This is a genomic window from Streptomyces sp. NPDC047117 (genome assembly GCF_040643545.1).
In the GTDB taxonomy this organism is placed as follows: domain Bacteria; phylum Actinomycetota; class Actinomycetes; order Streptomycetales; family Streptomycetaceae; genus Streptomyces.
In genome coordinates, this window is the sequence record NZ_JBEYUN010000009.1 from 310,028 (window position 1) to 334,992 (window position 24,965).

Genomic DNA, 24,965 nt, shown 5'->3' on the forward strand with positions numbered 1-24,965 from the left:
GGCCGGGGCTCCCGGACGGCACGACGACAGCACCGCACGAAGGGGGCACCCCGTGGCAGACATCGAGCAGGCCAAGGCGACGTTCGCACGTTTCGACCAGAACGGCGACGGAATGGTCACGGCCGAGGAGTTCAAGCATGCGATGGCCGAGATGGGTGACCCCTACGTCACCGGCCCGGTCGCCGAGGCCGTCATCAAGGCCCGCGACACCAACAGCGACGGCCTGATGTCCTTCGACGAGTTCTGGACCGCCCTCCAGAAGGCCTGACCCCTCCAGCGCCCGGAAGGGCCGCTGCCCCCTGTACGCGTACGCCCGCCGGAGTCGTCCCCGGCGGGCGTACGCGTTTTTCCTGTCCGGCAGGGGGTGGGCGGGCTCACAGCCGCCCTTCGCGGTCCTCCAGGTCGTCGATCTCCCGGTTCGCCTTGGCCAGCTCCGAACGGCGGTAGGAGTAGGCGAAGTAGATGATCAGGCCGATGACGAACCAGCCGGCGAAACGGAGCCAGGTCTGCCACTCCAGGAAGGTGATCAGCCAGATGGAGAAGACGACTCCTATGGCCGGAACGAGCGGGACGGCCGGGCACTTGAACCCGCGGGGGAGTTCGGGGCGCTTGTAGCGGAGCACGATGACGGCGATGCAGACGACGACGAAGGCCAGCAGGATGCCGATGTTGGTCAGTTCGGCCGCCTCGCGGATCGGCAGGAACCCTGCGATCAGTGCCGACGCCGCGCCCACGATCCAGGTGACGCGGGTGGGGACGTGGCGGGTGGGGTGCGTCTTGGCGAACCACTTGGGGAGCAGGCCGTCGCGGCTCATGGAGAACCAGACACGGGTCACGCCGAGCATGAACGTGAACATGACGGTGAGGATGCCGATGATCGCGCCGACCGCGATCACGTCCGCCAGGCTGCTCAGGCCGACCGACTTGAAGGCGGTCGAGAAGCCGCTCTCCGGGTCGATCTTCGTGTAGTTCTGCATGCCGGTCAGCACCAGGCAGGCGAGGACGTACAGCACCATCGAGATCAGCAGCGAGTACAGGATCGCCTTGGGCATGTGGCGCTGGGCGTCCTTGGACTCCTCGGCCGCCGTCGACATGGCGTCGTAGCCGAAGACGGCGAAGAAGACCGTGGCCGCGCCGGCGAACGCACCGCTGAGGCCGTGCGGGAAGAACGGCGTGTAGTTCCCGGTCTTGATGTGGAAGAAGCCGACGCCGATGACGACCAGGACGACGAGGACCTTCAGCCCGACGACGATCGTCTCGAAGCGCGCGGCGTTCTTGATGCCGAGGGTGAGGAGGTACGCGATCAGGAGGCAGAGGATCGCGGCGAAGAGGTCGACCCGGTGCCCCTCCCCGGAGCCCGGCGCGCCCAGCATCCAGGCGGGCAGCTCCACCCCCAGCTCACCCAGCAGAAAGCTGAAGTAGCCGGAGATGCCGATCGCCACCACGGCGACGATCGCGGTGTACTCCAGCAGCAGGTCCCAGCCGATGAACCAGCCCGCCAGCTCGCCGAGGACCGCGTACCCGTAGGTGTACGCGGAGCCCGCCTTCGGGATCATCCCGGCGAACTCCGCGTAGGAGAACGCGGCCGCCGCGCTCGCGATGCCCGCGATGAGGAACGAGATCAGGACGGCGGGGCCGGCCTTCTCGTTCGCGACGGTGCCCGCCAGCGTGAAGATGCCGGCGCCGATGATGCCGCCGACGCCGATGGCCGTCAGTTGCCAGAGACCGAGGGAGCGGGTGAGCTGTTCGCCCTTGCCGCCCTCGGTCTCCTGGATCATTTCGATCGGTTTGCGGCGTAGTACGCCCTGTCCCGCACGCAGGCCCATGCGATGTCCTCTCGTCGGTCCGACGGCGGATCATCATGGCCCTTATCCGGCGCTTACGGAAGGCGACTCGGAGGGCCACTCCCCGTACGGGGGGCGGTGACCCGAAACCCGCTCCTGCAACCGGCCCCGGGACCGGCCGCCCGGATCAGTCCGCGTCCTCCAGCCGGAAGCCGACCTTGAGGCCGACCTGGTAGTGCTCGATCTCGCCGTCGACGATGTGACCGCGCACTTGAGTTACTTCGAACCAGTCCATATTGCGCAGCGTCTGCGACGCGCGCCGTACACCGTTGCGAATGGCGGCGTCCACGGTCTCGTGGGACGTGCCCACGATCTCTGTCACACGGTAGGTCCGGTCGGTCACGGCAGACTCCCTCGTCGGCGTGTCGGTTCCCGGCGGCATCGCGGTGGCTGTGCGAGTGGGCGTGTCGGGCAGTTCCTCCTACAGTGCACCCGCCCGCCGCGGTCCGCCTCCCGAACGAGGGGCGCTACGGGACGACCGTGACCGGCCAGCGGCCCGCCTTCACCAGACGTACCGCGACCGAGCCCATGATGCGGTGACCCGCGGACTCCGACGCGCCGACCACCACCGCGTCGGCCTTCAGATCGTCAGCCATCCGGAGCATCGCGCCGTACGGGTCGCCGCGCACGACGTGGAACTCCCAGCGGAGGTCGTAGATGCCCTGGAGGCGCTCGGTGGAGGCGCGGATCTCGGCCATCAGCTCTTCGGCTATCTCGTCCGTCGTGGGTGCCACCGGGGCGCCGAGCGCGGCGCCGGCCGCGAGCACCGGCTGGACGTACACCAGGACCAGCTTCGAGCTCTGCCGGCGGGCCAGCCCGGCCGCGTACGAGGCGGCCCGCCACGACGACTGCGAGCCGTCGATGCCGACGACGATGACCTTGGGGCCGTCCGTACCGCGCTCGAAGGGCGCGGGCGTCTTCTCCTCCACAGGGAGGAGGTTAACGCCCGCGCCCCGGAGCGATCCCGTGGGGCATCACAAGATCGCTCACCCCGCGTACGCGGCCCGGCGGCGGTCCCTCACGACCCCGCGCCGTTGCCGCGCACCGGAAGCACCGGCCGCCAGGGCGCGAACGCACTGGCGTCGCGGGGCAGCATCGCCGCGAGCTCCGGGCAGTGCCGCAGGATGACGGAGTTCATCCCGCCGCGCGCCACCCAGTCCATGCCCAGCGGCGTGTAGATCTCCGGCCGGAAGTCCACGGTCAGGAACCGGTCGGACTGGATCCGCCGGCTCGCCATCAGGATGAAGACGCGGAAGGCGGTGTCGCTGAATCCGAAGCCCTCCGGCGGGTTCTCCGCGAACAGTCCGACCACGGTGTCGACCTCGTCGACGTTCCGGTACACGTCCTTCAGCAGCGCGGCCGTGTCCGGGTCGGCGGAGATCTGGTCGAACCGGGTGACCCGCGGCTTGTGCAGCCCGGCCCGGAAGTCGTTGTACCGCGGCACCCCGCGCCGCCGCGTCCGGACGATGTCCGCGACCGACAGGTCGAGGATCTCGCCGTCCCGCTCGAAGTGGGTCAGCGCGCGCGGGTAGTTGTGCAGGGTGATCGCGCCCGGGTGCGCGATGCCGAGCGAGTACAGCGAGTCCGTCAGCCCTGTCTTGCGGGCCAGCGACTCGGCCGCGCCGCCCTGCAGGTCGTTGAAGGTCAGGGCTTCCAGGCGCTGCCCGAAGTGGTGCTCGCGCAGCTCGTAGTCGTCCGGGAGCAGCGGGTGCATCCGGTAGACGGTGACGAAGTCCTCGGTCAGCGAGTACGGCACGTCGTGGTGCTCGGGGAGGGTCTTCGGGATGCCGGTCAGCGAGTGCGACTCGACCAGCCACAGCCCCAGCTTCTGCAGCCAGTTGTTCGGCGGGCCGTCCCAGTTGGTGCGCAGTGCGATGTCGATGGACTTCGTCGCCAGGATGGCGGGCGTCCACTCGACCGTGTGGATCTTGGCGATGAGCGCGGAGACGACGAGCCGGGCGGTCTGGTAGACCTGCTCGGCGGTCATCTTCGGGTACTCCTTGTGCAGCGCGTCGCAGACCGCGTTGTGCTCGCGCGCGAAGAGCGTGTGCATGACCGACAGGCCCAGCCACCAGTTGTCGGCGAAGCCGGTCAGCGGGATCCCGTTGGACCCCATCGGCAGATGGCCGTCCTCCAGGCGCAGCTTCGCGCCGTCGGGCTCGCGCAGGCTGCGCGCGGTGCGCTCGTCGCCGCCGTAGACCTCGGAGCCGTCCCACCACGGCGAGGTGGTGTTGGTGAAGAGGATCGGCGGCTTGCCGGGGCGCTCCAGCCCCTTGTTCTCGGCGATCCGCATGACGTTCTCGGCCGGGCCGCCGGGGGTGTTGTACCAGCTGCTGCCGGGCGGCAGCGGCACCTCCACCGAGCGCTCGGCGAGCGCGTAGCGCCGGTGGTCGACCCAGTCGTGCACCTGGAACTGGATCCAGGCCGCGGCCAGGATGTTCAGCGAGGAGGCGGGCTGGAACGAGCGGCGGTGCAGCAGCTCGCGGGCGACCGTGACGGGGTTCGGGGTGTCGAAGAGGTCGGGGCGGTAGACCGGCTTGAGGTTGCGGCCGAAGGTCGAGCCCGCCGCGCCCATCCGGGGCGCCGACAGGTCGGTGTGCGAGCCGTCGTACGAGCGGGCCGTGCGGGCGCGCTCGTCCACCGTCTCCGGTACCGGAACCGCCTTCGGCGGCGCCTCGGGGATCTCGGTGTCGATGAGGTTGCGGCGGCGCAGCACCTGGCGCAGCGCGACCAGGTTGAGCAGACCGGCGTTCAGCGGCAGCCGGTGCCAGGGCACGTAGCGGTTGAGCGCGGTGAACACCGCCCGCAGGGGCCGGCCGAGCAGGCTGTTGCGCAGCGGTTCGTCGGTCCGGAAGCGGGTGCCGAGGCGGTGTGCCGCACTCGCCTGGTACGCGGCCTTCCTGGCCCGGTTCAGGTTGCCCAGCGGGCGGAAGTCCTCCGTGGTGTGCCACGGGTTGAACGCCAGCTGCTCGATGCGGCGGGCGGCGGAGGCGGCCTCGGCCGTGGTGATGTCCTGGCGCGGCACGGTGAGCCGGGCCACCGGGACGACGGGCGCGTCCGACTCGCGCCAGTCCGTGGCGCCGTCCTCGACGGGGGTGCGCTTCTCGTCCACGAACCGCTGTACGCACAGGTCGAATTCGACGTCGGCGGCGGCCAGCCGCTCGGCCAGCTCGTGCCGCAGGTGGTCGGGGTCGTGCCGGTCCGGGCGGGGCGCGGGCGCGCCGCCGGGCGCGGGCCGCAGCTGGTAGCGCACCGGCCCGGCGTCGCCCCACAGGCACGAGCCGCGGCTCCAGTACGTCTCGCGGGCCAGCGAGCCGACCGTGTGGCGGGCGGCGGCCTGCACGTTGCGGCGCATCCGGGTGGCGGTGGCCCAGCCGACCGCCAGCGGGAGCTTCACCAGCAGCCCGAACGCCTTCTGCAGGGGTGTCCTGGCGCCCGCCATGGCCTTGGCGAAGGCCACGAACTCGCGGGCGTCGCGGGCATGGCTCACCGGGAAGTTGGTCCCCAGCAGGTCGTGGGTCTCCTCCGGTGACACCTCCACCCGTACGGCGATGCCGCGCAGGTCGGGCGAGACGTCGGACTGCGGTATGCCGCTGGCGTTGGAAAGCCGTACGAGCGCGCGGTATTCGGCTCCGGGCTGGGCGAATCCCTGGGCCAGCGCGGGTGGCAGATCGTCGTTGAACCGCAGCCGGGCGTTCTCCACGCCGAGCACGCCCTTGGCATGAAAGGCACGCCGGACGCCGTGCGTCCCGCCGCTGCCCTTGTTGCGCAGCTGGACGCGCATCAGGTCGCGCGCCAGCTTCTCGAAGACCAGTCGCTCCGCTTCGGGGCTGCCGCCTTCGTACGTCTCGTACTGCACGTAACTCACGGTGTCGGCCATGGGTCCGCACCCTCCGTACGGGAAGAAGGGCGCCCGACGCTACTCGCCCCCGCGCGGCCCGGCAGGGTCCGATTCGGGTCGATTCCGCCGGGCTCGCGACGCCCCGCGACACGGCCGGTCACGCCGCCCGACGCCGCCCGTCCGGCCGCCGCTGGACAGCGGGGTGCGATGCGCGGGGTGCCCGGGCCGGCTCGGCGGGAGGGCCGAGCCGCGGGTGGACGCGGCGGCCGCGCGTCGGTCCCGGCGCGGTCACCGGCGTCCAGCCCGGCGTCCGGCAACCGTACGGGAGGCGGGCGCCGCGGTCGTCGTAGCGGCCCGCCCGGCGGCTCTCAGCCGTCCTCGTCCTCGGCCGGGGCCGGCGGCCAGGCGGTGGGGGAGAGGAGGCCGAGGGTGTAGGCGCGGGCGATCAGGGCGGTGCGGTTGGGGACGCGGTAGCGGCGGGTCAGGCGGGTGAGGTGGTAGTTGACGCCGTCGACGGTCAGGCCGAGGTCCTTGCCGATGGCCGCGGTGGTCGCGCCGGCCGCCGCGAGCGCGAGGATGCGGGACTCGACGGGGCTGACCTGCGCGGACGGCGGCGGCGCTGGACGGGATTCGTGGACGCGGAGGATGGCGAGCAGGGCCGGCGGCTCGTCGGAGGGGTCGCCGACCGGGTCCAGGGTGAGCATCCCCTCGCGCTCGGGCCCGGCCGCGCCCTCGCGCCAGCGGACCTCGACGGGGTAGCGGGAGCGGCGGCCCGTCCGTACGGCCTCCACGAGCCGGCCGACCTGCGAGATCGCCCGGGGGCGGAAGTGGTCCAGGAGGTTGCGGCCGCGCAGCTGGCCGCGGGTGGTGCCCCAGACCGAGGCCATCGCCGGGTTGGCGATCAGCACCTCGCCGTCGGCGCGGCACACCGCCACCGGCAGCGGCATCCGGTCCAGCAGGATGAGGAAGTAGTTGTGCCAGGGCGCGGCCGCCGGGCCCGGCACCCCCGGGTGCGCGAAGAGGTCGTCGCCCATCGGCCGGTGGCACCCGTCCCTCTCGTCTCGTGCGTCCATCGGTCCCGTTCCGCTCCGCGGCCGGCCGGGCCGCCGCGCCGCAATGATCATCTTCGCCCGGGCCGCAAGACCCGTACGGAAGAAAACACTGCACAATCATGCAGTTACCGCGGGGAGCGCGGCACACCGGGCCGGTCACTGTGGAGTCATGAGCGACACGCAGCTGCAGAGCGCCGACACCGTCACCCTCGGCGACGACGGCATCCCCGTGGTGGACATCACGGCCGCCGGTCTCTCCCGTACCCCCCTCCAGCGGGCCATGGGCCTCGCCCGCGCGCACGGACCGGTCTTCCGGCGCCGGCTGCACGGCCGGGACGCCACCTTCGTCACCTCCGTCGACCTGGTGACGGAGCTGGCCGACGAGACGCGCTTCGAGAAGGCCATCGGGCCGGCGCTGGAGAACGTACGGGAGTTCGCCGCCGACGGCCTCTTCACCGCCTACAACGACGAGCCCAACTGGGCCAAGGCGCACGACATCCTGATGCCCGCCTTCGCGCTGGGCTCGATGCGCACCTACCACCCGGCGATGCTCGCGGTCGCCCGCCGGCTGATGGCGAGCTGGGACCTGCGGATCGCCGACGGCGCGCCGGTGGACGTGCCGGACGACATGACCCGGATGACGCTGGACACCATCGGACTCGCCGGATTCGGCTTCGACTTCGAGTCCTTCGGGCGGGAGCAGCCGCACCCCTTCGTGGACGCGATGGTGCGCTGCCTCGAATGGAGCATGACCCGGCTGGCACGCAAGCCCGGTGTGGACTACTCCGAGAAGGACGAGGCGTTCCGCGCCGACGCCGACTACCTCGCGTCCGTCGTGGACGAGGTGATCAGCGCGCGCACCGCCTCCGGGGACACTTCCCCCGGCTCCGCCGGGGAGACCCCTACCGCTGACGACCTGCTGGGCCTCATGCTCGGCGCGGCGCACCCGGAGGACGGCACCACGCTGGACCCGGCGAACATCCGCAACCAGGTCATCACCTTCCTGATCGCCGGCCACGAGACCACCTCCGGCGCGCTCTCCTTCGCGCTGTACCACCTGCTCAAGGACCCCGTCGCGCTGCGGCTGGCGCGCCGCGAGGCCGACGAGCTGTTCGGTGACGCGGCGGACCCGGACCCGTCCTTCGAGGACATCGGCAAGCTGGCCTTCACCCGCCAGGTGCTCAACGAGGCGCTGCGGCTGTGGCCCACCGCGGCCGCGTTCAGCCGGCGCGCGAAGGCCGACACCGTGCTCGGCGGCCGGTACGCCGTCAAGGCGGGGGAGATCTTCACGGTCCTCACCCCGATGCTCCACCGTGACCCGGTGTGGGGCGACAACCCCGAGCTGTTCGACCCGGCGCGGTTCTCGCCGGAGGCGGAGGCGGCCCGCTCCCCGCACGCGTACAAGCCCTTCGGTACCGGCGAACGTGCCTGTATCGGGCGGCAGTTCGCGCTGCACGAGGCGACCATGCTGCTGGCCCTCCTGGTGCACCGGTACCGCTTTGACGACCACGGCGACTACGCGCTGAGCATCAAGGAGACGCTGACGCTGAAGCCGGACGGGTTCACGCTCCGGCTCGCCGAGCGCAACGCGGCTGACCGCGCGGCCGACCGGGCGGCGCTCGCCGTCCTGCCCGGCACCGGCGCCGCGGACGAGGGCCCCGTCACCGACGACGGGCTGCCCACCCGCGTCCACCAGGACACCGGCCTGCTGCTCCTGCACGGCACCAACTACGGCACCTGCAAGGACTTCGCCGAGCGGCTGGCCGACGAGGGCGCGTCCCTGGGCTGCGCCACCGAGGTCGCGCCGCTGGACACGTACGCCGGCGGACTGCCCGCCGACCGCCCCGTGGTCGTCGTGGCGGCGTCCTACAACGGCCGCCCGACCGATGACGCGGCCGCCTTCGTGGCGTGGCTGGAGGACGCGCACGAGGGCGCCGCCGACGGCGTTCCGTACGCGGTCCTCGGCGTCGGCGACCGCAACTGGGCCGCCACCTACCAGCGCGTGCCCACCCTCCTGGACGACCGGCTGGCCGCGCTCGGCGGCGACCGGCTGCTGCCGCGCGCCGAGGCCGACGCCTCCGGCGACATGGCCGGCACGGTCAAGGACTTCACCACCGCGCTCCGCACCGAACTGCTCACCCGGTACGGCGACCCGGCCAGCATCGGCACCGCCGCGGCGCCCGAAGAGGCCGCGTGCACCGTCACCGAGATCACCGGCGGTCCGCTGGACGCGCTCGCCGCCCGGCACGGCCTGACCGCCATGACCGTCACCGAGGCGTACGACCTGACCGCCGAGGGCTACCCGCGCAAGAAGCGGTTCCTGCGCCTCGCCCTCCCCGAGGGCGTCACCTACCGCACCGCCGACCACCTGAGCGTGCTGCCCGCCAACGCGCCGGAGCGGGTCGCCCGCGCCGCGCAGGCGCTCGGCGTGGACCCGGCGGCCGTCCTCAGCATCCGGCAGCCGGGCGCGGGGCGGAACGCACTGCCCGTCGACCGTCCGCTGACGGTGCACGAACTCCTGACCTACCACCTGGAGTTGAACGCCCGCCCCACGGCCGAGCAGCGCGCGCTGCTCGCCGCGCACAACCCCTGCCCGCCCGAGCGCGCGGCCCTCGAAGCGCCCGGCGACGACGACACCCGTACGACGCTGGAGCTGATCGAGGCGTACCCGGCGCTGCGCGGCGCGCTGCCGTGGCCGGTGGTGCTGGACCTGCTGCCGCCCATGCGGACCCGGCACTACTCCGTCTCCTCCTCGCCGGCGGCGGACGGCCGCCACGCCGACCTGATGGTCTCGCTGCTGCCCGGTGGTACCGGTTCGAGCCACCTGCACACCCTCAAGGCGGGGGACACGGTGCTCGCCCGCGTGCAGCCGTGCCGGGACGCCTTCCGTATCGATCCGGCCGATCCCACGCCGGTGATCATGGTGGCGGCCGGCACCGGCCTGGCGCCCTTCCGCGGCGCCGTCGCCGACCGCACGGCGGCCGCCGGACCGCTCGCCCCGGCGCTGCTGTTCTTCGGCTGCGACGCGCCCGACGCGGACTTCCTGCACGCCGACGAGCTGCGCGCCGCGGAGACGGCCGGCGCCGTCGGGGTGCGCCCCGCCTTCAGTGAACGGCCCGAGGACGGCCGCCGGTTCGTCCAGCACCGCATCGCCGCCGACGGCGAGGAGGTCTGGCGGCTGCTGGAGTCGGGCGCCCGGGTGTACGTCTGCGGCGACGGCAGCCGTATGGCACCGGGCGTACGCACCGCCTTCCGGGAGCTGTACGTGCGGTTCGGGGGCGGCACCGCCGAGGAGGCCGAGGCCTGGCTCACCGGGCTGACCACCGAGGGCCGCTACATCGAGGACGTGTACGCGGCGGGCTGACCCCCCGGGGGCGCGCGGGGGCTGACGGGGACGGCGGGGACCGCCACGCGTACGACGAGAAGTGCGCAGACATGCCCGTTCCCGCTCTGGCCCCGGCGCGCCCGGCGCGCCAAGGTGGACCCGTGCGACGGGTGCGGCTCCCTCGGACACAGGCGCCGAGGGGGCCGCACCCGCCGCCGGGGCGTCACGACCCGCGCCCCGGAGACCGGCCGTCCGACCTTGGAGCGTCATGACCCACGCCCTGATCATCGGTGGTGGCATCGCGGGAGCGGTGACCGCGATGGCCCTGCAGAAAGCCGGCATCGAATCGGAGGTCTTCGAGGCGTACGCGAGCGGCGCCGACGACGTCGGGGCCTTTCTCGTCGTCTTCGAGAACGGTCTGGCGGCGCTGCGCGTCATCGACGCCGACGGGCCAGTGATCGAGAACTCCTTCCCGGCCGGCCGGGTGGAATTCCTCAGTTACACGGGCAAGCGGCTGGGCGAGCGCCCGATGACCGGGGCCGACCGCCAGGACGCCGACGGGGCGGAGAGCGCGGCGCCGGACGGAGCGGGCCCCCGGACGATGCGCCGCGCCACCCTGTACCGGGTGCTGCACGACGAGGCGACCCGCCGCGGCATCGCCGTCCAGCACGGGAAGCGGCTGGTGGCCGCCGAGACGGTGGAGAACGGCCGGATCGTCGCCACCTTCTCCGACGGCACCCGCGCCGAGGGCGACCTGCTCATCGGCGCCGACGGCATCCACTCCGTCACCCGCAAGCTCATCGATCCGGCCGCCGCCCGGCCCCGCTACACCGGCCAGAACACCGTCTGCGGCTACACCCGCGACGCGAAGAACGCGCCCGAACACGGCACGTACCACATGATTTTCGGCAAGAAGGCGTTCTTCGGCTGCACCCGCGCACCCGACGGCGAGACCTGGTGGTTCGCCAACGCGCCGGGCCCCGAACTCTCCCGGGAGGACCTCGCCGCGTCCACCCCCGACCACTGGCGACACCGGCTCGCCGGCCTCTTCGACGAGGACAACACCCCGGCCGCCGACATCATCCGGTCCACCGGCGAGACCATCATCGGCTCCAACTCCTATGACATCGCCTCCACTCCGCGCTGGTGGACCGAGACGATGGTGATCATCGGGGACGCCGCGCACGCCGCCGCGCCGAACGCCGCCCAGGGCGCGTCGATGGCCATCGAGGACAGCATCGTGCTGGCCAAGTCGCTGCGCGACCAGGCCGGCAACCGCCGTGCCTTCAAGGCGTACGAGGAGCTGCGCCGCGAGCGTGTGGAGAAGGTGGTCGCGGCCAGCGCGCACATGGCCCGGCGGACCGCGGTGGGGCCCGTACGCCGTGTCGTCCGCGACACGGTGCTCCCGCACCGCGCCCGCCGCAGCGAGGCCGGCGCCGCCGACTGGCTCACGTCGTACCGGATCGAGTGGTGACCGGAGCCCCGCTCGCCCGGCGCGGCGAGCGGGGTCCCTGACGGTGCATCAGGAGAATTCGATCACCGGGCGTCCGCGCACGCCGCCGGCCTCCAGCAGCCGGTGTGCGTCGGCCGCCTGCTCGGCGGGGAAGACCTCCGCGACGCGCAGCGTGAGGACGCCCTCCTCGGCCTGGCGGCGCAGCCGGTCCAGGCGCTCGGTGTCCGTGGCGGCGTCCGAGACCAGCACGGGGCGTACCTCGATGCCCCGCTCCGCGCCGCCCGACCAGCCGCGGAACACCGTCAGCCGGCCCCCGTCGGCGACGGCGCCGAACAGCTTCTCACCCTGCAACGACCCGTCCACGAGCCCCGGCACACCGTCCGGCACCAGCTTCCGGATGCGCTGTGCCACCTCGTCGCCGCGCGGCACGACCTCGTCGGCGCCCAGCTCACGTACCAGCTTCTCGTCGGCCGGCTTGGCGTCGGCGATCACCCGCAGGCCGTCGGCCTTCGCCAGCTGGATCGCGTACCCGCCGAGGGCGCCCGCCGCGCCGGTCACGGCGAGCGTGTCACCGGGCGAGAGCGCCAGCTCGTCGAGGGCTAGCCGGGCGGTCAGCGCGTTCATCAGGAGGGTGGCAGCGGCGGCGAAGTCCGTACCCTCCGGCGCCGGCACCACCGAGGCGGCGGGCACCACGATCTTGTCCGCGTACGTGCCGCCGCGCGGGCCGGTGGGTACCACCAGGGCCACCACCCGCTGCCCCACGGCGAGCCGGTCGCCGGTGTCCGGGCCGAGCAGGTCGATCACCCCGGCCGCGTCCATGCCCGGCACGTAGGGCGGCTCGCGGTCCGTGAGCCGCTGCGCGTGCGCGCCGGACCGCAGCAGTGTGTCCGTGGGGTTCACCGCCACGGCGTGCACCCGGATGCGCACCTCGCCGGGGCCGGGCTGCGGCTCCGGCGCGTCCAGGACCCGAAGCGCGTCGGGCCCGCCGAATTCTTCCACTCCGATAACTCGCATACGGGCGGCAACCGGAGGGCCGGCGCGGCTATTCCACGGGGGCTTCAGGTGCCGGTGGGTTTCCGCCCGCCGCCCGGCGAGGTGGACTGCACGAACAGCAGGGCCACGCCCGCGAGGAGGACGTTCCGGGTGGCGGCCTCCAGCCCGTTCCAGTCCTTGGACTGCCACATCGCGAACCACTCACCGCCGATGGCGAGGAAACCGGCGCCGAAGAGCAGCACGACCATCAGCAGCCCGAGGGTGCTGAGCCGTCGGGCCCGCTCACGGCGCATCGCCCACAACACGGTGGCCAGGACCAGCACGGCAGCGGCGGCCGTCTCCCACACGATGATCGCGAGGTAGGCGGCGTTCTGGAGCCGGGGCGACGTGATGGCCCGCCACATGAGGTCGGGGTCCTTGAAGGTCGTGTCCATCGCCAGGACGTGCTGGACGAACGCCTGGTTGGTGCCGAAGTCGGTGATGTTACCGAAGGCGACGAGCGCCATGTACAGCGCGACCGTGCCCGTGAGAATGCCGGCGGCGAGGGTGGGCGCCGCCGCTGCTCTTCTGCCGGCCATGGCGCCATCGTAGACGGCCGTGGAACGCCTGGGAACGGGGCGACGGACGTCCGTTCGAGGCGTCCCCCGCGTATCCCAAGTCCCGTACGCTGCCGCCTGATCGACTGACCAACGAGAAAGCAGGGGCACATGGGCGCACATCGGCGTACGGGGACGATGGTGGCGGGTGTGGCGGGAGCGGCACTGGTGGCGGCCGCGGTGGTCTGGCCGGCCGCCACCGGTACCGCGGAGGCGGCGAACACGACGTACGACACGACCACATCGGTGGGCGTGCACAACGCGTACGAGAAGGACAAGTACCCCTACTTCGCGGACGCGCTCGACTCCGGCGCCGGGCTGCTGGAACTGGACGTGTGGACCAACGGGCTGGGGAAGTCCTGGCGGGTCTCGCACGGCAACCCGCTCGGCAACGACAACAACTGCGAGAACGCCAGGACGCCGGCTGAGCTGCGCACCAAGTCCCGCAACCAGGACCTCGGCGGCTGCCTCGCCGACCTGCGGGCCTGGCACGACGCGCACCCCGGCCACCGTCCCGTGCTGCTCAAGATGGAGCTGAAGGACGGCTTCAACGACAAGGGCGGCCGGGGACCGGACGAGTTCGACTCGCTGGTGCGCGAGAAGCTGGGGGACGCCGCCTTCGGGCCGGGCGACCTGATCGGCGACCACGCGACGCTGGACGAGGCGGTACGGGCCGACGGCTGGCCGGAGCGGTCGGCGCTCGCCGGCAAGTTCCTGATCGAGCTGATACCCGGCACGGTCGAGGAGGGGAATCCGGCCGACAAGCTCTGGACCGACCGGGAGTACGCCACCCATCTGCGCACCCTGGCCGGCCAGGGGAAGCTGGCCTCCGCCACCGCCTTCCCCGCGGTGCACGGCGCCGAGGCCGGCGACCCGCGCTCCCGCTACACCGACGCCGCGCTGCGCCCCTGGTTCGTGGTCTTCGACGGGGACGCTTCGGCCTACACGGGTGGCATCGACACCGCCTGGTACGACACCCGCCACTACCTCGTGATCATGACGGACGCGCACAAGGTGGCCCCGGAGATCGACGGCACCGAGCCGACCGAGCAGCAGGCCAAGGACCGGGTGGCGCTGCTGGCCAAGGCGCACGCCAGTGTGCTGACCGCCGACTGGTACCCGCTGCCGGGCGTGCTCGGCACGGTGACGCCGCGTGGCTGAGATGTGACGGAAGGGCGTCGCGGCGGGCGGCTGTGCGTTGTACAGGTTTCAAGCACTGTGTATGGTCAGAGTGTGGCTTGAACTTTCAAGTACTTCCGATCCGACAGGGAGAGCCTGTATGACGTCCCCCGCCGCGACCGCCGACCGAACCGGTGCGTCCACGCCCTCGCCCGCCCACGACCTGGGCCTGCTGGTGCTCCGGCTCGCCGTCGGCCTCACCATGGCGGCGCACGGCTCGCAGAAGCTCTTCGCCTGGTTCGGAGGGCCGGGGCTGGACGGCACCGGCCAGTTCTTCACCATGAGCGGCTACCCCTCCGGCAAGGCCATGGCCGTGGTCGCCGGGCTCAGCGAGACCCTCGGCGGCCTGGGCCTCGCGCTCGGCCTGCTCACCCCGCTCGCCGGCGCCGCCGTCCTCGGCACGATGGTCAACGCGCTCGCCGTGAAGTGGGGCGGCGGCTTCTTCGCCCCGAAGGGCATCGAGTACGAGCTGCTGCTGACCGCGGCCGCCGCCGCGCTCACCCTCACCGGCCCCGGCCGCTGGGCCGTCGACCGGCTGCTGCCCGGTCTGCGCCGCGACCGTGCCGCCTACGGCATCGCCGCCGTCGCCCTCGGCCTGATCGTGGCCTTCGTCGTCCTGCTGCTGCGCAAGTGACATCCCAGGGAGGTTCCCCATGCCCGTACGCCGCTTGAACCACGCGGTCCTCTACGTGCGCGAGCTGCCGCGCTCCGTCGCCTTCTACACCGACGTCCTCGGCTTCACCGTGGACACCGAGATCCCCGGGCGCGCCGCCTTCCTGCGGGCCCAGGACACCCGGAACGACCACGACCTCGGCCTCTTCGCCGTCGGCGACCAGGCACCGGGCCCCGAGTCCGGCCGCGCGGGCCTGTACCACCTGGCCTGGGAGGTCGGCACCCTCGGCGAGCTGGCCGGGACCGCCGAGCGGCTGCGGGCCGCCGGCGCGCTCGTCGGCGCCAGCGACCACCTCGTCTCCAAATCCCTGTACGCCAAGGACCCCGACGGCATCGAGTTCGAGGTGATGTGGCGGGTGCCGCGCGAGGACTGGCCGGGCCCGGAGCACGGCGGCGCCCGCGTCCTCCCGCTCGACCTGGACGAGGCGCTGCGCCGCTGGGGCCCCGATCTGGTGACCGGGGCCGCGGCGGGCTCCGCCACCTGAGGGTCAGCCTCCGGACGAGGGCAACAGATCCTTCAGGGGCTGGATCGCGTCGGCGCTGCGCAGCCACGGATCGTCGAAGTCCCACACCAGAAACAGCAGGAAGGCGATCAGGGCGGTGAAGACCCCCGCCATCAGGAGCTCCCGCCCCGACCGCCGGATCTGCAGCGTGAACATCAGGCCGACCGTGACCACGGCGCCGGCGAGCAGGCCGAACCACACCACGGGCGGCAGCGTCGGCCCGGCGCCCAGGCCCCGGGCCGACCGTGCGCCGTCCGCCACCGCCACCTGGTCCACCAGCGGCTGGTAGGTCTGGTTCTCGAAGTCGCTGCGCGGGTGGTAGTCGGACACACTGGCGCGCACCTTGAGCATCAGCGCGTCCCCGCGGGGCGTCAGCTCGCTCTTCTCGGTCATCACCGGCCATTCCTTGTGCACCACGTACGAGGCGTAGGCGCTCACGTCGGACCGGATCCGGTCGCGCACCGGCTCCGGATACGCCCGGGCCCGCGCGCTCACCTCGTGCAGCGCCTGCGCCTCCGTGCGCACCGTGTCCTCCGCGGCGCTGCGCGACTCCCACACCCCCGCGATGGCCAGGCCCAGCACGATCGCGTAGACCACGCCGACCATCATCGTCATGTACTCCATGACGTCCGGCGTCTCGGTCGGATCGTCCTCCTCCTCGTCGATGCGCCGCTGGTGCAGCACGGTGACGAGCAGGACCACGCCGCACGTCGCGGCGATGGCGATGACCAGCACGAGCCAGTCCGACATCGAAAACCTCCAGAGGAACAACAGTGGTGGCGGGCCCGTGGTCAGGAGCGGCGGCCGCCGGAGCCCGACGATCCGCGGGGGTGCAGCGCGGCGGCGGCGAGCACGGCCGGAGCGGTGAGCAGGAGCATGTTGGTGACCAGCGAGCGGCCGTTCGCCGGCGGTCTGGTGCTGACGGCGTACGACCGCGGTGTCAGGGACGGCGAGGGCTTCGGCGCCTTGCTCGTCGGCGGGGGCTTCGACGGGGCCGGCCGGGGTGGTGCGGGTCTCGGCGGCGCGGGCTTCGGGGGCGGCGGCGCGGGCGGCGTGGTGACCGGCGGGGGCGGCGCCGGCTCCCGCGGTGCGGGGCGCGGCGGGGGCGGCGCGGGCTTCGGCGGCGGTGGCTTCGGCGCGGGCGGCCGGGGCGTCGGCGACGTACAGGGCCAGTGCCAGCCGTCGGGCAGGCCGGGCACCCCGGTCGGCGTCGTCACCGGCGGCTTCGTCCCGGCGTAGGAACAGTTGTCGCCGTGCGCTGCCGCCGCCGGCGCCCAGCCCACCCCTGCCACGAACGCGGCGACGGCCAGGGCCAGTCCCGCACGATGCGATCCGTACACGCCAGGAGATTGCGCAGCCCGCGGCACCTCAAGCCTGCCGGACGGGGGATTCCCCTGATAGTGCGAATTAGCCTACGGTCGGGTGCGTGACGGCTGCAGAGGTGTTCACGCCCGCTACCTACGCCACCGGCGTTCCCTACGCACTCTTCCGCCAACTGCGCCTGACCAGCCCGGTCTGCTGGATCGAGGAGCCCGGGACGGGCGGCTGGCCGGCCGGGCCCGGCTACTGGGCGGTGCTCCGGCACGCCGACGTGAAGCATGTGCTGCGTACCCCGGACGTGTTCTCCTCGTACGCGGGTGCGACCCAGATCCGGGACCCCGACAGCGCCCGGGACCTCGCGTTCGTCCGGGCGATGATGCTCAACCAGGACCCGCCCGACCATTCCCGCATCCGCAAGGTCGTCGCCGCGGCCTTCACGCCCCGCGCCGTGAGGGAGTTGGAGGCCGTCATCGACGCCCGGGCGGCACAGCTCGTGGGGCAGGTCGCCGAGGCGGGCGAGGCGGACTTCGTCGAGGTCGCGGCCGACCTGCCGGTGTGGACGCTGGCACACGTCATGGGCGTGCCCGACGAGGACCGGCGGCTGCTGTTCGACTGGTCGAGCCGCGTCATCGGCTACCAGGACAGCGAGTACGCCGGGCTGAGCACCGCGGACCCCGCGACGCTCAGCCCGATGGGGCGCGCCGCGCTCCGGCACCGGCCCGGGACCGCGGTACGCCCCGACGGGCGGCCGGTCAACCCGCGCTCCCGCGAGGCGCTCGCCGACATGTTCGCCTACGCGCACGCGCTCTCCGCGCACCCGCGCCCCGGCACGGTGATGGCCCACATGCGGGAGGGCGGTCTGACCCGCGAGGAGTTCGAGAACATGTTCTTCCTCTTCGCGGTGGCCGGGAACGAAACGCTGCGCAACGGCATTCCGGGCGGGCTCTGCACACTGCTGCGTCATCGCGACCAGTTCGAACGGCTGAAGGAGGAGCGGGAGTTGATCCCCGCCGCCGTCGAGGAGATGCTGCGTTACTGGCCGCCGGTGATGAACTTCCGGCGCACCGCGGTACGGGACGTGGAACTGGGCGGGCAGCGCATCAGGTCCGGTGAGAAGGTCGTGGTCTACCACGCCTCCGCCAACCGCGACGAGACCGTCTTCACCGACCCCGACCGCTTCGATGTCGCCCGCCGCCCCAACGACCACGTCAGCTTCGGTTTCGGCCCGCACTTCTGCCTCGGGTCGCATCTCGCCCGGGTCCAGATGCGGGCCGTGCTGACGCACGTACTGGACCGGCTGCCCGGACTCGACATCGCCGGGCCGCCGGTCCGGCTGGTCTCCAACTTCCAGAACGGACTCAAGCACCTGCCGGTACGGGCGGCCCGGTAACCCTTGTCCGGCCGATTTGACGTCGACGTGACAAACCCTGCGGAGAGCTGACACAGGAAATATTGACGCCGACTCCCGGACACCCGAGGCTATTTGTCGGTAATTCCGTGCCGCGCGCGCCGGTCTCCGGGAAGGACAGAACGACGATGAGGATCGGGCTCCTTTTCGATCTGCGTAATCCGGCGCAATGGGAACGGCCATGGGCCGACCATTACGCGCGGACGCTGGAATTCTGCGAGGAGGCCGACCGGCTCGGTATCGGCGGGCTGTGGTTCACCGAGCACCACCGCTTCGAGGACGGTTATCTGCCGCAGCCGCTCACCTTCGCCGCCGCGGCCGCGGCGCGTACCCGGCAGGCCCGGATCGGCACCTCGGTCGTCATTCCCGCGCTGCGCCATCCGGCCCTGCTGGCGGAGGAAGCCGCGGTCGTCGACCTGATCAGCGGGGGCCGCCTGGAGCTGGGCATCGGCGCCGGTTACCGGGTCCCGGAATTCCAGCTCTTCGACGTTCCGTACGAGCGTCGCGTCACCCGGGCCGGGGAGGCCGTCGCGGAGGTGCGTCGGCTGTGGCGCGAACGGACGGTGACACCGCTGCCGCTCCAGGCGGACGTGCCGGTGTGGGGCGGGTTCTACGGGCCGCGCGGCGCGCGGCTGGCGGGCCGGCTCGGCATGGGGCATCTGCACGTCTCCCGCTCCCTGTTCGCGGAGTACACGGCCGGGCTCGAAGAGGGTGGCCACGACGCCGGCACGGCGCGCGTCGGCGGCCTGGTGCCCCTCGTGCTGGCGGACGACCCCGAGGCCGCCTGGGTACGGATCGCGCCGCACCTGGCCCACCAGAAGAACACGTACCGGCGGGGCTGGTCCGAGGGCAGCGACCGGCCGGAGCTGCCGTGGCTGGAGCCGGACCCCGAGTCCCCCGAACTCCGCGAATTCCTGCGGGTCCTGACGCCGGAACAGGCCGCGGCGGAAATCCGGACGATGACGCGGGACCTGCCCGTGGCACACCTCATCTTCTGGGCGAGCATCGCCGGAATGCCCGACGACCTGGTGGTACGCAACATGGAGCTCTTCACCGGGGAAATCGTTCCGCTGTTCTCGTGACCGCCGTTTTTCCGACCGCACCCGAAAACCACCGACACCCGAGACGAAGCGGAGAGCACCGTGGTCACCTATTTCGACGCCGTGAATGAAGCGCTGGAGCGCCTGGACGATCTGGGATTCGAGCGCGGCGACCGCAACGAACTGGTCAATCACGGCCCGATGGCGGCGGAGGTGCTGGCCACCCTCGGCCACGGCGCGGAAATCGGCAACTGGGTCGAGGTCTACCGGGCCAAACCCCATCACGACCGGCCCGCACCCCGTTTCCCGCTGGACGCGTCGGACGAAGGCTCCTGGCGTGCCGCGCTCGGCGATTTCACCCGCGCCGGGGACTGGGAGCAGCTGTTCGCCCGGGAACTGGCCGGTGCCCCCTGGCGCGACGTGCTCGTCCAGTGGTGGCCGCGGCTCATCTCCGGCCTGCTGGCGGGCATCACGCACGGCGCGATCCGCACGGCCCACGCCGTACGGAGCCTGTCCGGCACCCCGAAGCCCGGCCCCGCGCAGCTCACCGAACTCGCGCGCGGGCTGGCCTACTGGGCGGCCCGGTACCGCGGCCTTCCGGGGAGCGCCGAGTTCCGGGGCACGACAGGCCTGGCGCAGGCCGTCGCGGAGCTTCCCCGTGAGCTGATGGCGGACTCCCTGCACCCGCCGGAGGCGCGGGTCGTCTCACGGGAGCGGCTCCACCGGATCGACGCGATCCCCGGATACGCCGAGGCGCTGCGGGCGGTGGCCCCGAAGGACCCGCAGCTGCTGCTGAGCGACATGACCGCGGAGTTCGCCGGGCTCTACCTCGTGCACACCGAGATCTACCCCATTCCGCTGCTGCACGGCGTGACGCTGCCGGCCGCCGTCCGCTTCGTCCTGCCGCACCTGCCGGGCGACATGCACCTGCCGACGGTGGCGGCCGTCTGGCAGCTCCACGTGGCGCTGCTGCTCTCCTTCACCGGTGGGCGGCGGGGCGAGGCCACCGCCCGGGAGACCGCGCTGCGGGCCGAGGCCCCGCCGTTCGCCGAGCTGACCGCCCGCGCCGTGGAGCACAAGGACGAGCACGTCATCAAGTTCACCGAGGCGTGCCTGCGGGAGAACGGCCTGCGCCCCGACCCCCGCTACGCCGCCGCCGTCCAGGCCGCCCAGCAGCGCATCCCGGTGCCGGAGCTCGGCCTCATCCCGTAAGCCCGCACCCGGCCCCGTACGGCGCTACCGGCACCGTACGGCGAGGGACAGCGCGAAGCGGCCCGCCTCGTCCGTCCACCACTCCCGGAGTTCCATCCCGGCGGCCTTCAGCTCCGTGCGCACGCCCTCCTCGCGGAACTTCGCCGAGACCTCCGTACGCATCTCCTCGCCCGCGTCGAAGTGCACCGCGAGGTCCAGCGCCGGGATCTTCACGGTCTGCTCCTTCAGGGACCGCAGCCGCATCTCGATCCACTCGTGCTCGGCGTTCCACACCGCCCGGTGCGCGAACTGCGTCAGGTCGAAGTCGGCGGCGAGCTCGCGGTTGACGACAGCGAGGACGTTCTTGTTGAACTCCGCGGTGACGCCCTGACCGTCGTCGTAGGCGGCCACCAGCGTCGCCTCGTCCTTGACCAGGTCCGTGCCGAGCAGCAGCGCGTCCCCGGGCTCCAGCAGGTCGCGTACGGAGCGCAGGAAGCCGGCCCGCTCGGCGGGCAGCAGGTTGCCGATCGTGCCGCCGAGGAACGCCAGCAGCCGGGGGCCGGGGGTCTCGGGCAGCCCCAGGCCGTGCTGGAAGTCGGCCACGAGGCCGTGCACGGTGAGCCCGGGACGCTCGGAGAGCAGCGCCTCGCCGGCGGCGGCCAGCGCGCTCTCGCTCACGTCCACGGGGACGTAGGTGTGCAGCTCGGTGAGCGCGTCCAGCAGGACCCGCGTCTTCTCCGAGGAGCCGGAGCCCAGCTCGATCAGGGTGCGGGCGCCGGTGGCGGCGGCGATGTCCGCGGCACGGGCGACCAGGATCTCCCGTTCGGCGCGGGTCGGGTAGTACTCGGGCAGTGCGGTGATGTCCTCGAAGAGGTCGCTGCCCCGGGCGTCGTAGAACCACTTGGGCGGCAGCGTCTTCGGGCTGCCGGTCAGGCCGTGGGCGACGTCGGTGCGGAGGGCGGCGGCGGTGGCGTCGAGGGGCAGCGTGCGGGTGACGGCGAGGGGACTCACGCGGCGGGCTCCTTGAGCGGGGTGAGCAGGACATCGCCGGCCGTGGCGGCCAGCAGGGTGCGGTCGGGGACCTCGGTCCAGTCGTCCGTGTCGTCGGAGGGTTCGGAGGCGATCAGCATGCCGGGCGCGGGGCCCGGGAGGGCGCGGTGGAAGAGCGTGTCGCCCCAGGTGGTGGCGGTGATCGTGGCGCCGTCGGTGAGCAGCAGGTTCAGCCGGGAGCCGGGCGCGGCGGCGGCCACCTCGGTCACCGTCCCGGACAGCGCCTCGGACGCGTCGGCGCCCTGCTCCAGGCGGTGCTTCACCAGCGCCCAGAGGAACGCCGCGTCGCAGCGCGCCTCCAGGCCGAGCAGCGCTTCGGAGGGCAGCGCGGCAGCGAGCGGCCCCAGCGAGCCGGGCCAGCCGCTGACCGCGCCGTTGTGGCTGAACAGCCAGGGCCCGCCGGCGAACGGCGCGGCGGCGGCCTCGCCGTCCGGGCAGGCGAGCGTGGCGTCCCGTACGGCGGCGAGCACGGCGCCGCTGCGGACGACCCTGGCGAGGTCGGGCAGGCAGGCGTCGGCCCAGATCGGCCCGGCGCGGCGGTACCGGGCCGGTACGGGGTCTCCCGGGGCGTACCAGCCGACGCCGAAGCCGTCCGCGTTGACCGTGCCGTACCGCTGCCGGCGCGGCGCCCAGGACTGCCGGTACAGGCTGTGCTCGGGCGCGGTGAGGACGTCGCCGAGCGGCACCTCGGGGCCGACGTAGGCGAGATGGCGGCACATCAGCGCCACCGCCGGGCACGGTCGCGGCGCGCGGCCGGGGCGCGCCCGGCTTCCGGCGCTCTCACGCCTCCTCCGGGCCTGCGTCGCGGGCGGTGCGGAAGCCGGCGAAGATCTGCCGCCGGACGGGGTGGTCCCAGTTGCGGAACGTGCCGCGGCAGGCCACCTGGTCCACCGCGAACGACCCGCCGCGCAGCACCTTGTACGGGCCGCCGAAGAACACCTCGGAGTACTCGGGGTACGGGAACGCCTGGAAGCCCGGGTAGGGCAGGAAGTCGCCCGAGGTCCACTCCCACACGTCCCCGATGAGCTGCCGGACGCCCAGCGGTGACCGGCCCTCGGGGTAGCTGCCGACGGGCGCGGGGCGCAGGTGGCGCTGGCCGAGGTTGGCGTGCTCGGGGCCCGGGTCCTCGTTGCCCCAGGGGTAGCGGCGGCTGCGTCCGGTACGCGGGTCCCAGCGGGCGGCCTTCTCCCACTCGGCCTCCGAGGGCAGCCGCCGCCCGGCCCAGCGCGCGTAGGCGTCGGCCTCGTACCAGCTGACATGCAGAACCGGTTCTTCAGGAGCGACCGGCTCGGTGACACCGAAGGAACGGCGGACCCACTCGCCGCCCTCGTGCCGCCAGAACAGCGGCGCCTTGAGGTTGTTCTCGCACACCATCCGCCAGCCTTCGGGGGCCCACCAGCGCGGCTCCCGATAGCCGCCGTCCTCGACGAACCGCAGATACGCCGCGTTGCTCACCGGCATCGTGTCGAGGTGGAAGGCGGGCAGCAGGCGGTGGTGCGCGGGGCGTTCGTTGTCCAGCGCCCACGGCTCACTGGAGGTGCCCATCGTGAAGTGCCCGGCCGGCACCAGCACTTCGGTCTCCGTCACGCCGCCGGAGGTGTCCGGCGGCGGGGGAGCGGTGAGGGCCGCGGGGCCCCGCCGGAGCTGGTGGGTGATGAGCATCGTCTCGTCGTGCTGCTGCTCGTGCTGCGCGACCATGCCGAACGCGAACGCCTGCTCCACCAGCCGGTCGCCGCGCAGCGGGGTCTTCTCCAGTACGTCCAGCACCCGGCCGCGCACCTCGGCGACGTAGCTGTGCGCCTCGGCGGGGGCCAGCAGCGGCAGCGAGGGCCGCTCGGCCCGGGGGTGCTCGAACGCGTCGTACACCGAGTCGATCTCCGGGCGCAGCGCTTCGAGGCCGCCCACCGCCCGCATCAGCCACTGCTCCTCCTGGTTGCCTATGTGGGCGAGGTCCCACACCAGGGGCGACATCAGGGGCGAGTGCTGGGCGGTCAGGTCGGGCTCGTCGACACAGGTGGTCAGCGTCTGCGTACGGGCGCGCGCGGCGAGCAGTGCCGACGCCGCGCGGTCCCGGAGCGTTTCGGGATCGTGGATCACTGGCTGTCCTTCCCTGGGATGCGCTCGACGGTGCGTGCGTACTCCGCGGCGAGCGCCGCTTCCTGCGCGTCGGCTGCGCGTCGGGCCGCCGCGCTCTCGGTGTCCGGCGCGGCGTACTCGGGCGCCGCGTACGCCGCATCCAGTACGTCGTCGGCCGGGCAGCGGCCGTGCGCGACATAGCGCTCGGTGAACTCCTCCACGGCGGCGAGGACGTCCGGCCCGGCACCGAGCCGGGGCAGCGCCTCACGGGCCGCGGCGAAGCAGGCCGTCGCGGCGGCGGCCAGCTCCGGATCGGTCAGCGCGTGCCGGGCCGCGCGCCGCCACAGGGGGTTGCGCGGCGCGGGGCGCTCGCCGGCGGTCTCGGCGAGCGGCTTGACCGCGCGGTACGCGGTCTCGGCGGCCTCGGGATCGTCGAACAGGGCCGTCGTCACGGCGAGCGGGACGATCCAGCCGTCGCCCGGCTGCGCGTCGATCATGCGGAGTTCGAGGTGGCCCCGCGGCCGGACCGGGGGAAAGAGCGTGGTGACGTGGTAGTCGAAGTCCTCCTGGGTGGGCACCCTGGGCACGCCCGTGCGCACCCAGTCGCGGAAGGTCAGGTCCTCGGGGGCGTCCCAGGGGCCGCCCGGGGTGCGCAGGCACATGACGGGCGCGTCGAGGACGTACGCGGTCCAGGCGGCGCGCGGGTCGGAGCCGTCGGTGGGCGCGAGGGTGCGGGCCGGGTCGAGCTGCGACCACACGGCCTGGCGGGTGGAGCGGTAGCCGGTCGGGCATCCCTCGCTGGTGGGTGAGTTGGCGAAGGCCGCGGTGAGCACGGCGCCGAGGAGGTGGGCCAGCCGCCAGCGCCGCCCGTGGCCGAGCGGGCCGGGCTCTTCGTGGCCGGCGTCGAGGCAGACCTGTACGGAGGCGGTGCCGCACATCATGGACCGCCCGGCCGGCCCCCAGCGGTCGAAGTACGCCTCCATGGCGTCGTACCGGGGCTCGTCGAGGATGCGGTGCGGCGGGTGCCAGGGATTGTGGCCGTGGCCGGCCAGGCTCAGACCCATGGCGCGCAGGGCCGTGCGGACCAGCGCCAAGTCGGCGGAGACGGCGGTGATGCACTCGGTGAGGGAGGCGGCGGGGAGCGAGCTCAGCTCCAGCTGCCCGCCCGGCTCGAAGGTGAGGGCGGAGTGCAGGGGAAGCGCGTGCAGGGCGGTCATCGCGCTGCGTACGCGCTCGCGGGGCAGGGGGCATCGGGGGTTGCGGGAGTCGTGGACGAGATATTCGATCTCGACCCCGATGCGGCGCGGCGGTCCGGTCTTGAAACATATGCCGTGCAGATGCGCCGCCAGTTCCTGTTCCGTGACCGCGTGGTGTGCGGACATGGACCTCACTCCCTCCGTGGCCGGACGACCGGACGCAGGC

General features: G+C 72.9%; 22 protein-coding genes. 10 read left to right on the forward strand and 12 right to left on the reverse strand.

Annotated features, from left to right (window positions below):
• Positions 1-52: 52 nt before the first annotated feature.
• A complete protein-coding gene (locus tag ABZ840_RS20050; protein ID WP_361561379.1) occupies positions 53-268 on the forward strand; it encodes an EF-hand domain-containing protein in 216 nt (71 codons plus the stop codon).
• A 106-nt stretch (positions 269-374) separates the two neighbouring features.
• On the opposite strand, the gene ABZ840_RS20055 is transcribed toward ABZ840_RS20050, so the two are convergent.
• The 5 genes from ABZ840_RS20055 to ABZ840_RS20075 all read right to left on the reverse strand — a co-directional run bounded on the left by ABZ840_RS20055 (position 375) and on the right by ABZ840_RS20075 (position 6,719).
• Positions 375-1,826, reverse strand: coding sequence for an amino acid permease (locus ABZ840_RS20055; RefSeq protein ID WP_361561380.1), 1,452 nt, complete (start codon positions 1,824-1,826; stop codon positions 375-377).
• A 145-nt stretch (positions 1,827-1,971) separates the two neighbouring features.
• A complete protein-coding gene (locus tag ABZ840_RS20060) occupies positions 1,972-2,187 on the reverse strand; it encodes a dodecin (RefSeq protein ID WP_361561381.1) in 216 nt (71 codons plus the stop codon).
• A 124-nt stretch (positions 2,188-2,311) separates the two neighbouring features.
• Positions 2,312-2,773 carry a universal stress protein gene (locus ABZ840_RS20065; protein WP_361561382.1) on the reverse strand — a complete coding sequence of 154 codons (462 nt, stop codon included), beginning with the start codon at positions 2,771-2,773 and terminating at the stop codon, positions 2,312-2,314.
• 89 nt (positions 2,774-2,862) lie between these two features.
• Positions 2,863-5,724 (reverse strand): peroxidase family protein, encoded by a 2,862-nt coding sequence (locus tag ABZ840_RS20070; RefSeq protein WP_361561383.1) that lies wholly within the window; start codon positions 5,722-5,724, stop codon positions 2,863-2,865.
• A 329-nt stretch (positions 5,725-6,053) separates the two neighbouring features.
• Positions 6,054-6,719: a PAS domain-containing protein gene (locus ABZ840_RS20075; protein WP_361561444.1), complete on the reverse strand. Its 666-nt coding sequence runs from the start codon at positions 6,717-6,719 to the stop codon at positions 6,054-6,056.
• A gap of 187 nt (positions 6,720-6,906) precedes the next feature.
• Here ABZ840_RS20075 and ABZ840_RS20080 point away from each other — a divergent pair, with 187 nt between their 5' ends.
• Complete coding sequence (locus tag ABZ840_RS20080; protein ID WP_361561384.1) at positions 6,907-10,101, forward strand: cytochrome P450; 3,195 nt, start codon at positions 6,907-6,909, stop codon at positions 10,099-10,101.
• A 229-nt stretch (positions 10,102-10,330) separates the two neighbouring features.
• Positions 10,331-11,536: an FAD-dependent monooxygenase gene (locus tag ABZ840_RS20085; protein ID WP_361561385.1), complete on the forward strand. Its 1,206-nt coding sequence runs from the start codon at positions 10,331-10,333 to the stop codon at positions 11,534-11,536.
• 48 nt (positions 11,537-11,584) lie between these two features.
• Here ABZ840_RS20085 and ABZ840_RS20090 read toward each other — a convergent pair whose 3' ends face one another.
• Both ABZ840_RS20090 and ABZ840_RS20095 read right to left on the reverse strand, forming a co-directional pair.
• Positions 11,585-12,529, reverse strand: a complete 945-nt coding sequence (locus ABZ840_RS20090; RefSeq protein WP_361561386.1) for an NADP-dependent oxidoreductase — start codon at positions 12,527-12,529, stop codon at positions 11,585-11,587.
• Between the two features lie 44 nt (positions 12,530-12,573).
• Complete coding sequence (locus ABZ840_RS20095; protein ID WP_361561387.1) at positions 12,574-13,086, reverse strand: DUF2165 domain-containing protein; 513 nt, start codon at positions 13,084-13,086, stop codon at positions 12,574-12,576.
• A gap of 129 nt (positions 13,087-13,215) precedes the next feature.
• On the opposite strand from ABZ840_RS20095, the gene ABZ840_RS20100 reads away from it, so the two are divergent.
• From ABZ840_RS20100 to ABZ840_RS20110, 3 genes are all read left to right on the forward strand, one after another.
• The gene (locus ABZ840_RS20100) at positions 13,216-14,265 is read left to right on the forward strand and encodes a phosphatidylinositol-specific phospholipase C domain-containing protein (protein WP_361561388.1); all 1,050 of its coding nucleotides are present in this window, start codon (positions 13,216-13,218) and stop codon (positions 14,263-14,265) included.
• Positions 14,266-14,383: 118 nt separating this feature from the next.
• Positions 14,384-14,917 (forward strand): DoxX family protein, encoded by a 534-nt coding sequence (locus ABZ840_RS20105; RefSeq protein WP_361561389.1) that lies wholly within the window; start codon positions 14,384-14,386, stop codon positions 14,915-14,917.
• Between the two features lie 19 nt (positions 14,918-14,936).
• Positions 14,937-15,440 (forward strand): VOC family protein, encoded by a 504-nt coding sequence (locus ABZ840_RS20110; protein ID WP_361561390.1) that lies wholly within the window; start codon positions 14,937-14,939, stop codon positions 15,438-15,440.
• A 3-nt stretch (positions 15,441-15,443) separates the two neighbouring features.
• Here the strand turns inward: ABZ840_RS20110 and ABZ840_RS20115 are convergent, their stop codons facing one another.
• A complete protein-coding gene (locus tag ABZ840_RS20115) occupies positions 15,444-16,208 on the reverse strand; it encodes a hypothetical protein (RefSeq protein WP_361561391.1) in 765 nt (254 codons plus the stop codon).
• A 132-nt stretch (positions 16,209-16,340) separates the two neighbouring features.
• Here ABZ840_RS20115 and ABZ840_RS20120 point away from each other — a divergent pair, with 132 nt between their 5' ends.
• From ABZ840_RS20120 to ABZ840_RS20135, 4 genes are all read left to right on the forward strand, one after another.
• Positions 16,341-16,697 carry a hypothetical protein gene (locus ABZ840_RS20120; RefSeq protein ID WP_361561392.1) on the forward strand — a complete coding sequence of 119 codons (357 nt, stop codon included), beginning with the start codon at positions 16,341-16,343 and terminating at the stop codon, positions 16,695-16,697.
• Positions 16,698-16,884: 187 nt separating this feature from the next.
• Positions 16,885-18,168, forward strand: coding sequence for a cytochrome P450 (locus ABZ840_RS20125; protein ID WP_361561393.1), 1,284 nt, complete (start codon positions 16,885-16,887; stop codon positions 18,166-18,168).
• 146 nt (positions 18,169-18,314) lie between these two features.
• Positions 18,315-19,268, forward strand: coding sequence for an LLM class flavin-dependent oxidoreductase (locus tag ABZ840_RS20130; RefSeq protein WP_361561394.1), 954 nt, complete (start codon positions 18,315-18,317; stop codon positions 19,266-19,268).
• A 60-nt stretch (positions 19,269-19,328) separates the two neighbouring features.
• Complete coding sequence (locus ABZ840_RS20135) at positions 19,329-20,438, forward strand: questin oxidase family protein (RefSeq protein WP_361561395.1); 1,110 nt, start codon at positions 19,329-19,331, stop codon at positions 20,436-20,438.
• 24 nt (positions 20,439-20,462) lie between these two features.
• On the opposite strand, the gene egtD is transcribed toward ABZ840_RS20135, so the two are convergent.
• From egtD to egtA, 4 genes are all read right to left on the reverse strand, one after another.
• Entirely contained in the window at positions 20,463-21,428 is a 966-nt protein-coding gene (gene egtD / locus ABZ840_RS20140) for an L-histidine N(alpha)-methyltransferase (RefSeq protein ID WP_361561396.1), read from the reverse strand.
• On the reverse strand, positions 21,425-22,186 hold the full coding sequence (gene egtC / locus ABZ840_RS20145; RefSeq protein WP_361561445.1) for an ergothioneine biosynthesis protein EgtC: 762 nt from the start codon (positions 22,184-22,186) through the stop codon (positions 21,425-21,427). Before egtC ends, egtD begins: the two co-directional genes overlap by 4 nt.
• Positions 22,187-22,247: 61 nt before the next feature.
• Complete coding sequence (gene egtB / locus ABZ840_RS20150; protein ID WP_361561397.1) at positions 22,248-23,564, reverse strand: ergothioneine biosynthesis protein EgtB; 1,317 nt, start codon at positions 23,562-23,564, stop codon at positions 22,248-22,250.
• Positions 23,561-24,925, reverse strand: a complete 1,365-nt coding sequence (gene egtA / locus ABZ840_RS20155; RefSeq protein ID WP_361561398.1) for an ergothioneine biosynthesis glutamate--cysteine ligase EgtA — start codon at positions 24,923-24,925, stop codon at positions 23,561-23,563. Before egtA ends, egtB begins: the two co-directional genes overlap by 4 nt.
• Between the last annotated feature and the right edge of the window lie 40 nt (positions 24,926-24,965).

Bases quoted from the DNA above. Each gene is read 5' to 3' on its own strand.
- ABZ840_RS20085 (WP_361561385.1), top strand. From the start codon at position 10,331: ATGACCCACGCCCTGATCATCGGTGGTGGCATCGCGGGAGCGGTGACC.
- egtA (WP_361561398.1), bottom strand. From the start codon at position 24,925: ATGTCCGCACACCACGCGGTCACGGAACAGGAACTGGCGGCGCATCTG.
- ABZ840_RS20080 (WP_361561384.1), top strand. From the start codon at position 6,907: ATGAGCGACACGCAGCTGCAGAGCGCCGACACCGTCACCCTCGGCGAC.
- egtC (WP_361561445.1), bottom strand. From the start codon at position 22,186: ATGTGCCGCCATCTCGCCTACGTCGGCCCCGAGGTGCCGCTCGGCGAC.
- ABZ840_RS20095 (WP_361561387.1), bottom strand. From the start codon at position 13,086: ATGGCCGGCAGAAGAGCAGCGGCGGCGCCCACCCTCGCCGCCGGCATT.
- ABZ840_RS20115 (WP_361561391.1), bottom strand. From the start codon at position 16,208: ATGTCGGACTGGCTCGTGCTGGTCATCGCCATCGCCGCGACGTGCGGC.
- ABZ840_RS20090 (WP_361561386.1), bottom strand. From the start codon at position 12,529: ATGCGAGTTATCGGAGTGGAAGAATTCGGCGGGCCCGACGCGCTTCGG.
- ABZ840_RS20130 (WP_361561394.1), top strand. From the start codon at position 18,315: ATGAGGATCGGGCTCCTTTTCGATCTGCGTAATCCGGCGCAATGGGAA.
- ABZ840_RS20075 (WP_361561444.1), bottom strand. From the start codon at position 6,719: ATGGGCGACGACCTCTTCGCGCACCCGGGGGTGCCGGGCCCGGCGGCC.
- ABZ840_RS20055 (WP_361561380.1), bottom strand. From the start codon at position 1,826: ATGGGCCTGCGTGCGGGACAGGGCGTACTACGCCGCAAACCGATCGAA.
- ABZ840_RS20100 (WP_361561388.1), top strand. From the start codon at position 13,216: ATGGGCGCACATCGGCGTACGGGGACGATGGTGGCGGGTGTGGCGGGA.
- ABZ840_RS20110 (WP_361561390.1), top strand. From the start codon at position 14,937: ATGCCCGTACGCCGCTTGAACCACGCGGTCCTCTACGTGCGCGAGCTG.
- ABZ840_RS20070 (WP_361561383.1), bottom strand. From the start codon at position 5,724: ATGGCCGACACCGTGAGTTACGTGCAGTACGAGACGTACGAAGGCGGC.
- ABZ840_RS20105 (WP_361561389.1), top strand. From the start codon at position 14,384: ATGACGTCCCCCGCCGCGACCGCCGACCGAACCGGTGCGTCCACGCCC.